The following is an 11479-nucleotide window of genomic DNA, read 5'->3' as shown; positions in this document are numbered from 1 at the left end:
GTGACCTTGACGATCAACGCAGCACCTGCTGCTCCGGTATCTGGAGGTAATCAAGAAACCTGCTTTATACAAGAAGGTCAAACCTTAACTGCTTCAGCGTCTGCTCCACAAGGCTTCTCAATTGTCTGGTATAATTCTCCTGAAGGAGGACAGGTTGTAGACCCTACGCTTAGCGAGGTAGGAACTGTCACATATTATGCTGCATCCATAAATAATACTACAGGTTGCGAAAGTATTGAGAGAACAGCTGTAACGCTTACGCTAAATACTTGCTTGATTTCTATCGAAAAAACAGCTGATGTTGATTCAGTTACTGTAGCAGGTCAGATAGTTACATATACTCTTACTATTAGAAATCTTAGCACTATTACTTTAACGGATGTGAATGTTCTTGATCCTTTGACGGGATTAAATCAAGTCATCCCATCAATTGAAGTAGGAGGTGTAGTAATAATTGAAACTCAATACACGGTTACCCAAGAAGACATAGATAACGGTAAGGTTGAGAACACTGCTTCTGTAAGCGGTAATGCAGGAGAGGAAGAGGTATCTGATACGGATACACTGATAGTTCCTGCAGACCAGAATCCGAATATCCAGATTGAGATCACTGATAATGATGTAGTGATTACTGAAGCAGGTCAGGAGATTCCTTACACGATCACGGTTACCAACACCGGTAATGTGACTCTGACCAATGTGACGGTTGTGGATACCAAAACAGGTTTGGTGGTGAACATCGGAACTTTGAAGCCGGGAGAAACCAAAACTGTGGAAACCACTTATCCTGTAACCCAGGATGATGTGGATGCCGGTGAGGTAACCAATGAGGCTAGCGTAACCGGTGAAAGTCCAAATCCTGGTGATGACGACCCAACAGACAATGATTCGGTGACCACACCAATTACGCCAGAACCTGGAATTTCCATTGTGAAGAGCAGCGATAAGTCTGAGATCAGAGATCTGGGTGAAACGATAACTTACACGTTGGTTGTGACCAACACAGGTAATGTGACATTGACCAACATTGTGGTAAGCGACCCACTAACCGGATTGAACGAAGTTATCGAGGCATTGGCTCCTGGAGAAAGCGTGACAATTGAGACTACTTATGAAGTGACCCAGGAAGATCTGGATAGAGGTAGTCTGGTGAATGTGGCTAATGTAATCGGAGAAACTCCTGATGGTGAAGAGATTGGAGATGAGGATGAAGTGAGCATCGGAGTAGGTATCCGCGAAATCATAGCCAATGATGACGACTTCGGGACTTATTTTGTGAGCTACGGCGGTAGACTGGGCAACATTCTGGAGAACGATCTGTTGGATGGCCAGAGACCTGATCCTGCGGATGTGGACTTTGAATTCACGGAATTGGATGGAATCATTGGTTTGCTGATTGATGAAAATGGCGAATTGAGTCTTATCCCGGGAGTGAATGAGGCCAGAGAATATACTTTACGCTATGTGTTGCGTGAGGTGGCCAACCCGAATAATAATGATGATGCGTTTGTGGTATTCAGATTACTCAATGATGAGGTTAATCTTGGTGTGACCAAAGAAGCACTGAGTGATGAGGTGTTCGAGGGAGACGAGTTTGAATATGAAATTGTGGTAGTGAACCAAGGTGGTACAGATGCCAGAAACGTGGTGATCACGGATAATCTACCAAACGGAGTGACTTATTTGAGCAATCGTGTGGAGAGCAACAGTGCGAATGTGGAAGTGAATGTGAATGTATCGGGCTCAGCGATAACCTGGACGATACCGTTCTTCCCTGCCGATGCGAGGATTGTGTTTAGAGTTCGTGTGAAAGCGGGAGCTGCGGGCACAGTTACCAACACGGTAATTGTTGGAGCAGACGAGGACGACACAGATGAGTCAGACAATCAGGATAGCGATGTGACTGAGATCAGGCCGTTCCATATTCCGAATGTGATCACACCTAACAATGACGGACTGAACGATACCTTCGAGATACAAGGTCTTGGAAAGTTTGTTAGCAATGAGATAACCATTTTTAATCGATTTGGTGATCATGTGCTTGAGCAAAGTAATTATAGAAACGACTGGAATGCTCCAGGCCAAAAGGCAGGAACTTACTTCTACATCCTTGTTACGCTAGATAGTCAAGGTAGAGAACATGTGTTCAAAGGCTGGATCCAGGTAATAAAAAATGATTAATCAAGAAGCGTTATGAAAAAGACTTTTAAAATATTTGGATTGACCTTGTTGATAGCCCTTTGGGCTTACACAGGGGCTTTTGCTCAGCAGCTTCCGCAGTTCAGTCAGTACATATTCAACGGGCTGCATGTGAATCCTGGCTATGCGGGCTACAAGGGGGAGCCGTATATCCAGAGTACGTACCGGACACAGTGGATCCGTTTCCCGGGCAGTCCGGAGACGTTCACGGTGACGGCGGACCTGAGTGCGAACGAGGGTACGATGGGCTTTGGGATTTCGATATTGAGTGACAACATCGGACCTGCGCGTACGAACACGGGTTTGTTGACCTATGCGTACCGAATCCAGACGGGAGCGAGGAGCTACCTGGGACTGGGTGTGAGTGCGGGGGTATCGGAGTATGCGATAGACGGGAGCAGGCTGGACCCGAATGATTTTCCGGATCCGAACATTCCGGAGGGACGGATCAACCTGTTTACCCCGAACCTGAACACGGGATTGTTTTTCCACAGTGACCGTTTTTATGCGGGTTTCAGTGTGTACAACATGATCGGGAAGCGTGCGTTGGAGCGGGAGGATTTTGCTTTGGCCTACCATGATTTCCACTACTATCTGACGATGGGAGCGTTGTTTGATCTGGGGGGTACGGTGAAGTTCAAGCCGAGTTTCCTGATCAAGGAGGTGAAGGGTGCTCCGACGAATTACGACCTGAACGCGATGTTTCTGTTCGGGGAACGGATCTGGGTAGGGGGATCTTATCGATCGAACCTGAAGATCTGGAACGAGAATCTTCCAGAGAACCTTTCGAACAGGAATGCGTTTGCGACCATCATTGAGATCTTTGCGACAGACAGGATCCGTTTGGGCTATGCGTATGACCACAACCTGAACGTGTTGCAGGACTACAGGACGAACTCGCATGAGCTTTCGGTAGGCTTTTATATGATTCCGAGAAAAGCAGTAATGAAAAACCAAAGATGGTTCTGATTATGAAAAAGACATTGACGATATTGAGCCTGGCAGCGGGTATAATTTTGGGAGCTGTGACTGTAGCGGAAGCGCAAAAGTCTAAGGTCCGTTATGCGGATCAGCAGATGGCACTGATGAATTATGAGCATGCAATCGAGCAGTACAAGGAGGCGTATGCGAAGAAGCCGAGCTATGAGTTGGCGGTGAAGCTGGCCGAGGCACATGAGACGGTGCGTGATTACGACGGGAGCTACGAATGGTGGAAGAATGCTGTGAGCTATGAAGAGGCGGGTGATACTGACTACCTAAAATACCTGTCGGCGGCGCAACGTACCGGCCGGATGGATGCTGTGGAGAGCGATCTGGCGGGCAAGGAAGTGAACGTGGATTCTTTGAAGCAGAATTTGGAGCAGCTGATCAGCCCTGCGAGCAGGAAGAAGGTGAAGTTGGAGAACGTGAAGGAGCTTAACTCGTCTGCGTCGGATTTTTTGATGACTAAGGACGCATCGGGAAATAAATATTTTGTATCTGACAGAGGAGGGGTTTCGGTAGAGCGTAAGATGCCAGGAATCAGGATAGATGGCCGGAACAAGCTTTACAGCGAAGGGATGAGTGACTATACGGGCCGGAGCTACTTCAGTGTGTACAAGCAGGGTGAAGACGGGGAGGTTTCCCGCGTGATCTCGAATGTGCCGGGAACTTTTAATTTTTCGGATCCTAGTTATGCGAAAGAAGCGGGCCTGCTGTTTTACTCGGTGACCCGTGACCTCAACAGTATGAGGAAGAACAGGAAGGATCTGCTGGTTCAGCCGGAGATTTACTACAGCAAGGTAACCCCTGAAGGGACGCTGGAAGGCTTTATGGCCTTTCCATACAACGACTCGCTGGCTTACTCGGTGATGCACCCTTTCATAGACGAACAGTCGAAGCGACTGTACTTTGCTTCCGACCGTCAGGACGGAGTATGGGGAGAGTCCTATGGGGGATATGACATTTATTATTCTGCCTACGATGAGAACATGGTGTTCGCCACCCCGGTAAACGCGGGAGCGGCGGTAAATTCATCGGGTGATGACACTCATCCGTTCCGAAAAGGGAATAAGTTTTATTTTTCTTCGACCGGTCACCCGAGAGTGGGCGGTATGGATGTGTATATGGCGGACTTTAGCCCATCGGGTATCAGTAACGTTCAGAACATGGGGATGCCGATCAACTCGCTAGCCGATGACTTTGGTTATCGTGAGCTGGAAAACGGAGAGATATATTTGGCCTCGAACCGCAGTGGGGGAATGGGTCTGGATGATCTGTACCTGATCGAGGAGGTTTACAAGCAGTTTTTGGCACGTGTGATCGACTGCGACGGACTGATCATGACAGACAGCTATATGGCAACGTTGCGTGACAATACCCAGAACGGGAATGTGCAGACGCAGCGGAACGGGACGGGAGCACTGGCAGCAGAACTGGAGCCGGACAGTGACTTTTCACTGACGATCTCCAAGCCGGGCTATTTTACGCTGACAGATAACGCAATCACCACCAAAGGCTTTGCGGGAGATACGGTGAAGCGCGAGTATACGCTGAAGCCGATTCCGTATCAGCTTCCGGTTTTTGTGGACATTGTGTACTACGACCTGGACAAGTATGTGATCAGAAAGGACGCGAAGCCAGCCTTGGACAAGATCGCCGAGATCATGCAGAAATATCCGTTCCTGGATCTATTGGTGGCCTCGCATACTGACTCCAGAGCCTCGGATGAATACAACATCAAGCTGTCTAACAACCGTGCGACGGCAGTGACCGAATACATGGCGCAATACAATATTGCTGCCGAGCGCATCCGTCTGGAATGGTTCGGGGAGCAGAAGCTGGTGAATGACTGCGGGAACGGGGTGCCGTGTTCGGAGGTAAACCATCAGCTGAACAGAAGATCGGAGCTGGTGCTGGAAGCCTTCCCGGATCCGACCAAGCAGTATGATATTCCGGAAGCGTTAAAGGATATGGACTTTTGCAACCCGGAGGATATTTTTGAGGTATTGACCCAAGAGATCAGTGAGGTGCCGACGATCTATTTTGACTTTGACAAGGCGATGTTGCGTTCGGTGCACAAGCCGGAGTTGGAGCGCGTGGCGATCATGCTGGAGCGGATGCCGAACCTGATGTTGTACATCGAGGGGCATACGGATCAGCGTGGGGATGAGGCTTACAATGAGAAGCTGTCAGCACGCAGATCGAAAGCGGTGATGGACTATCTCATCAAGCGCGGAGTGACCGGGGAGAGGATGGAGCACCAGTGGTTTGGGGAGACCAAACCAGTGCATGACTGCAGTCAGGTGAGCTGTACCTCTGCTATGCATCAGCTGAACAGAAGGACAGAGCTGCGAGTAGGCAAATCAGCGTTTACCTACACGGGTAGACAGAAGAAAGTAAACACGATGTGATACAGGATAAGTTTATAGAGTATTAGTCAAAAAAAAGAGGATCCAGTTTGGATCCTTTTTTTATTCTGCCGTTTTGCTGCTGTCTGCTATGAGTCGGTTCAACTCTTTCAATTCTTTCTCTGTGAGATCTCTCCATTTTCCAGTTGGTAAATCCAAGTGAACATTCATAATTCTAACCCGAATCAACTGTTTGACTTGATAGCCCAGATATTCGCACATTCTCCTAATCTGCCTATTTAAGCCTTGCGTCAATACAATTCTGAATTTAAATCGGCTGATTTGCTCCACTTTACATTTCTTAGTGACAGTTCCGAGAATTGGAATTCCATCAGACATTCGTTGGATAAAACGCTTATCGATCGGCTTGTCAACAGTTACTACATATTCTTTTTCATGATTATTACTCGCCCGGAGGATCTTGTTGACAATGTCTCCTTCACTAGTGAGAAAAATTAGCCCTTCGCTATCTTTATCTAATCTCCCAACCGGAAAAATACGCACCGGATGACCTATATAATCTATGATATTGTTTTTTTCTCCTTTAGTATCTGTGGTAGACACGATGCCTACAGGCTTATTGAAAGCGATGTATGTATGCTCTTGAATAGGCTTACCCACTGGCTTCCCATCTACAGCGACTTTGTCGGAAGGACCTACTTTGGTTCCCAATTCAGGTATTTTTCCATTGAGCGTAATTCTCCCTTGCTCCAATAATTTATCTGCTTCTCTTCTGGAGCAAAATCCGACTTCGCTGAGGTATTTGTTAATCCGGATATATTGGTCTTTTTCCAAAATTTTCTGGTTGAAGCTGCAAGTTAAGTTTTCCTGAAAGATTGCTCAGCAAGTAGAAATGAAAAAGCTCCAGCTTTTAGACTGGAGCTTTAAAATTAATTATTCAAGCCTTTTATTGGAGGAGCTCCGTTTGCTTTTAATCGTTGAGCAAGTGAAGGGATTGTTTCACTGCTTATTTTATTTAATTCCTCTGCAATTGGTTGGTATTCCTTCTTGCCTGCCTCAAGAGAAGACTTTTGCATTCCTGTAGGACCATAGGTTCCATAAGCTCCACCATATGCTGCAGAAATCCGATCTGAAATAGTATGTGGCATGGCATCGAAAATCTCTCTTTGTGCCAAATTGCCATTGATTTTTGAATCAAGGCTCAACAAAGCCCTTTCGGCTTTATATAGCTCTTCCATCAATTGTGGATCTGGTTTAGATGATCTTGATAAGGAAACCTGCATGGCTTTTATCAGATCTGTTGCTTCGGTTAATTGCAAATTGCCTGCAGTCACTTCATTGACGAAAGACTGAAGTTCGGATCTGAAAGATTTGATTTCTTCCAAGGACTTGCTTGGTAAAGCTCCTTTTCTTAAAGGCTTCACCTCAAAACTTACAGGTTCTCCCATTTGAGAAAGTTGACCTTCTTTTTGCATCATCAAAACAGCCTTGTAGGTACCCGGCAATGCCATCATCCTTCCCCAACTTCTTTGGTTTATTGATTCAGGGTTGATCAGGTTCTGACTGGCCATGCTCAAATCCCAGGCAGTTCTATGGAAACCTGCAGAAGTATTTGCATTTACACGCTGAACAATATTTCCTTCCTCATCTGATATAACTACGTGGATTTCCGGACTTTTTTCTCTCATTTCTGCCTCCAGCTCCTCAAATCCCGGAAAAGGAATGGACTGATTTTTCATTTCAGCCTCTTTTTTCTGACGCTCAGCTTTGGCCGTTTTTATTCCTTCTTTGATAAAGTAAGTGAAAGTTACCCCAAACTCAGGGTTAGGTGCTGTCCAATAATTGTCACCCATATATTCTTGAGTGTCTTTAGGCTCATACCAATAGCCATCTCTTGGTTCAAAAAGTTTTGCAGTCTGATTTAAAGTTGATTCTGTTATTTCTCTCAAGGGACTGATATCATCCAAGATGAAGAAACCTCTTCCGAAGGAAGCTCCTACTAAATCATTCTCTCTTCTTTGAATAGTAATATCTCTAAATGAGATGGTTGGTACTCCTCCTTCCAATTCGATCCAGTTTTTACCACCATCAGGAGTGAAATAGATTCCAAACTCAGTAGCTAGAAACAAAAGCTCTTTTTTAACATGATCCTGGACAATTCTCCAAGTCAATAAAGGAGTCGGAAGGTTTCCGTTGATCAATTTCCATGTTTTTCCTGCGTCTGTACTTTTTGCTACATACGGCTTAAAGTCTCCTTCCTTATGATTATCCAAAACCACATAGGCTGTGTTTTCATCAAATAGGTCTGCACGGATATCATTTACAAAGGCATTAGCAGGAACTCCGGGAATATTTCCAACTTCTACGGCATTCCAAGTTTCACCACCATTTACGGTGGATTGGATCAACCCATCATCTGTTCCAGCATACAAAATATTAGCATTAACGGGAGACTCCCCCAATGAAGTGATTGAACTGAAATTAGACATGGCATAGACATCCCAGGCATTGTCCCAGCTTTGGTTTTTACCCATGATAGGCTGTTCCAATCTTTCTTTTTTCTTGGTCAAATCTCCTGAAATAGGTGTCCAGGAATCCCCTCGATTGGTGGATTTCCAAACTCTATGGGATGCAAAATATAAAGTACTAGGTACATGCTGACTTGGAAGAATAGGCGCATCCCAATTAAATCTTTCCTCGCCTTCACCCGCAGCAGGTTGTGGTTGAATAAACACAGATTCTCCGGTGATTCTGTCCAATCTGTTCAAATATCCCTGCTGAGACTCAGCATACCCTATTTCTGGATTACCTGGTTCTACGGCAGATTGATGGCCATCGCCTCCTAAAACTCTTGACCAATGTGCATTGGAGATTCCGTCTTCATCATCCGTACGGGAAGGACCTCCATGAGAACCATTATCTTGAGTCCCTCCAAATACATTATAGAATGGTTCAGCGTCATCTACTGCCACTTTGTAATATTGAGTAATAGGAAGATTGTCAAAATACCTCCAGGTTTTAGTTCCGTCTAAAGTTTGATAAATACCTCCATCAGTTCCCAATAGTAAAAAGTCCGGTTCTCCTTCAATAAAATTTAATGAATGGCTATCAGAGTGGGTTGCTGATGTATTTAAAAGAGAAAATGTTTTTCCGTGATCATACGAAACCTGCATTCTCACATCGATCAGGTAAATTGTTCCAAAATCATGAGGAGATGCGTATAGCTCCTGATAATAGTGAGGTCCTGTAGCTCCTGATACTGCATCGGACATTTTTTCCCAAGAAGCACCTTGATCTTTGGTCAAGTAAACTCCTCCAGATCTGCGTATTTGTTCAATTGCAGCATACACGTAATCTGGGTTTTGAGGACTGATGGCCAAGCCAATCTTTCCAGTTACTCCACTCGGAAGTCCATTTTGCAATTCAGTCCAAGTCTTACCCCCATCAGTGGATTTATGGATTCCTCCTTTTTCTCCGCCGCCCATGTAAGCTGCAACGGTTCGGTGTCTTTGCCAGGTAGCGGCATAGATTACTTCTGGATTTCTTGGGTCTATTACAATATCTGCAACCCCAGTCCATTCATCATCACCCAAGGTTTTAGACCAGGTTTTGCCTCCATCCTCTGAGCGGTAAAAGCCTCTTTCTCCACCTTTATTCCAAAGTGGGCCTTGAGAAGCCACATAAATGATATTTGAATTTGAAGGATGTACAATGATTTTACCAATATGCTGGGAATCTTTGAGACCCATATTTGTCCAGGTCATCCCTCCATCCTCACTGAGGTAGACTCCATCACCAAAGGAAATATGACGACCTCCATTATTTTCACCAGTTCCAATCCAAATTCTATTGGGATTGTTGGGATCAATCGTCACACAACCAATTGCAAAAACAGGCTGCTCATCAAAAATCGGTGTCCAGGTAGTACCTGAATTGACAGTTTTCCATACGCCGCCCGAAGCCGTGGCTACGTACCAGATATTTCTGTTGGAAGGGTGGATTGCAATATCGGCAATTCTACCGGAGGTAAATGCCGGGCCGATATTCCTGAATTTGAAAGCTGAAAAATCCTGTTTTAGCAAAGGGGAGCTTTCAGTAGTAGTTGATCTTTTTTGGGCTTGGACTGAAAAACTTAATGTCAGTAAGATCATCCAAAAGCCGATAACTTTTAGTCTCATCATAGATAGATTTGGTGGTTGAATAGGAAAGATAAAAAAAAGAAGCTGAAAGTCAGGAGGACTATCAGCTTCTTATGAATATTGGATATTTCTTCGATTAATTATTAATCACTTGAACCAACAGGGATCAAATCCTGAGTCTGGGCTACAAGCTTAGGGTTTTCTCCTGTCACTGGAATATTGGCTAGTAATCTTAAGGCTTCTGACTTTTTGCTTTCAAAAGCTAATTTATTCTGAGAAAGAATCGGCTCAGAAGGTGGAATCTTTTCCCTTAACCAGTCTTCTTGTTTTCCATTTTTCCAAAATCTAAAACACAAGTGCGGTCCAGTTGCAAGTCCGGTACTGCCTACATAACCTATTACCTGTCCTTGTTTGATTCTTGCGCCAGCACGAATACCTTTTCCAATTTTAGACATGTGTAAGTATTGAGTGGTGTAGGTTCCATTATGTTTGATTTTCACATAATTGCCGTTCGCAGATGTGTAGCGAGCTTCTATGACTGTTCCATCGCCTACAGAGCGTATTTCTGTTCCTGTTGGCGCTGCATAGTCTGTTCCTAGATGCGCCTTGTATCTTTTCTGAACTGGATGAAATCTTCTCAGATTATATCTAGAGCTAATGCGAGTATATTTAAGTGGATCTCTAAGGAATGCTTTTTTCAAGCTATTTCCGTCTTGATCGAAAAAGTTTACTTCTCCATTTTGCTCGAAAGGGATTGCATGATAAGGCTCTCCTTTGTGTTCAAAATAAGCGAGTTTGATATCGGTAATTCCGACTACTTGACCATCGATTAATTTCTCTTCGAATTGAACCTTGTACTTATCGCCCTTTTGCAAGCTTTGGAAATCAACAGACCATCCATACAAATCTGCAAACATATCAATCAAATCCGGCCCGATTCCCTGATTGGTCATGTCCACATAAAGCGAAGTATTAATCGTTCCTCCAGCTTCTCGAGTTCTATATTCTGCCGGCTTTTCTGCCTTGTAAATGTCAACGCTATCTAAATCAAATACTACATATTCGGAAGGACTTGGCTCGTAAATAAAAAATCTCGCTTTGGAACTATCTGTAGGAGTTAAAACAGTGAACTTTCGGTTGGTAGCTATTCCCCTTACATCAAATACCTCTTTAGACTTTTTGGCGATTTCGTCTATAATTTGATAGGGTACATTGAATGGGCTAAGGATGGTGGCTAAAGTTTGGTTTTTCGCGACTGTACCTTCTATGATATTCAAGCCCGTTACATTGATGCCATAGAGGTATTGCTCGTTTAGATTTTCAATCGCAGTACTGTCACTTAGATTTTGCTCTTCAGAACTGAAAGTATTCAATTTCATTTCTGAAAATTGGAACCAAGCCGCAACCCCAATCGAACCAATTAAGGCGGCGATACCAATCCATTTTTTATTCATAATAAACTCGTTTGTTTTGAGGGTGAACCGAAACAATCTTCAAGCAAGCCAAAAAGTCCCTTTTTTGCAAGCTTTTGGTGATCAACGGAGGCCTTTTAACAACAATTATTGTTCCTGAATCCTGCTGGAAATGTATTTAACTCAAAATTTCGTGATTTTTACCCGAATCTAACTAACTATCAAGCTGCTAATTTTTGATCATAGAATTTTTAAAAGTTTTCTAAACAAGAAAAGAAGACTTTGAATTGGGTACATCTCTGCATCAACCTCTTCTCTTTTTTTTCTGAAAGAGAAAAACCAGAAAGTGGCCTATTTAGCCATTTTCAGAACTGATAGG

The 11479-nt window shown here is 44.3% G+C and carries 6 protein-coding genes; 3 read left to right on the top strand and 3 right to left on the bottom strand.

The window, feature by feature from the left end; genetic code table 11:
• The 3 genes from FL972_RS13005 to FL972_RS12995 all read left to right on the top strand — a co-directional run.
• Positions 1-2181: DUF7507 domain-containing protein (locus FL972_RS13005; protein WP_144605892.1), on the top strand; the 2181-nt coding region annotated here is incomplete at its 5' end.
• A 12-nt stretch (positions 2182-2193) separates the two neighbouring features.
• Positions 2194-3168, top strand: a complete 975-nt coding sequence (locus tag FL972_RS13000; RefSeq protein WP_144605891.1) for a PorP/SprF family type IX secretion system membrane protein — start codon at positions 2194-2196, stop codon at positions 3166-3168.
• 2 nt (positions 3169-3170) lie between these two features.
• Complete coding sequence (locus FL972_RS12995; protein ID WP_250161353.1) at positions 3171-5591, top strand: OmpA family protein; 2421 nt, start codon at positions 3171-3173, stop codon at positions 5589-5591.
• Between the two features lie 60 nt (positions 5592-5651).
• On the opposite strand, the gene rluF is transcribed toward FL972_RS12995, so the two are convergent.
• From rluF to FL972_RS12980, 3 genes are all read right to left on the bottom strand, one after another.
• Entirely contained in the window at positions 5652-6383 is a 732-nt protein-coding gene (rluF, locus tag FL972_RS12990; protein WP_175557951.1) for a 23S rRNA pseudouridine(2604) synthase RluF, read from the bottom strand.
• Between the two features lie 95 nt (positions 6384-6478).
• Positions 6479-9727, bottom strand: coding sequence for a WD40/YVTN/BNR-like repeat-containing protein (locus FL972_RS12985; protein WP_144605893.1), 3249 nt, complete (start codon positions 9725-9727; stop codon positions 6479-6481).
• A gap of 104 nt (positions 9728-9831) precedes the next feature.
• Positions 9832-11142, bottom strand: a complete 1311-nt coding sequence (locus FL972_RS12980; RefSeq protein ID WP_144605889.1) for a M23 family metallopeptidase — start codon at positions 11140-11142, stop codon at positions 9832-9834.
• Positions 11143-11479 lie beyond the last annotated feature (337 nt).

This window comes from Algoriphagus algorifonticola (assembly GCF_007655305.1).
Lineage (GTDB): Bacteria > Bacteroidota > Bacteroidia > Cytophagales > Cyclobacteriaceae > Algoriphagus > Algoriphagus algorifonticola.
This window is presented reverse-complemented; position numbering and strand designations above follow the sequence as displayed.

Excerpts from the sequence above, each read along its gene's own strand:
- FL972_RS13000 (WP_144605891.1), top strand. The coding sequence starts at position 2,194 with ATGAAAAAGACTTTTAAAATATTTGGATTGACCTTGTTGATAGCCCTT.
- FL972_RS12995 (WP_250161353.1), top strand. The coding sequence starts at position 3,171 with ATGAAAAAGACATTGACGATATTGAGCCTGGCAGCGGGTATAATTTTG.
- FL972_RS12985 (WP_144605893.1), bottom strand. The coding sequence starts at position 9,727 with ATGAGACTAAAAGTTATCGGCTTTTGGATGATCTTACTGACATTAAGT.
- FL972_RS12980 (WP_144605889.1), bottom strand. The coding sequence starts at position 11,142 with ATGAATAAAAAATGGATTGGTATCGCCGCCTTAATTGGTTCGATTGGG.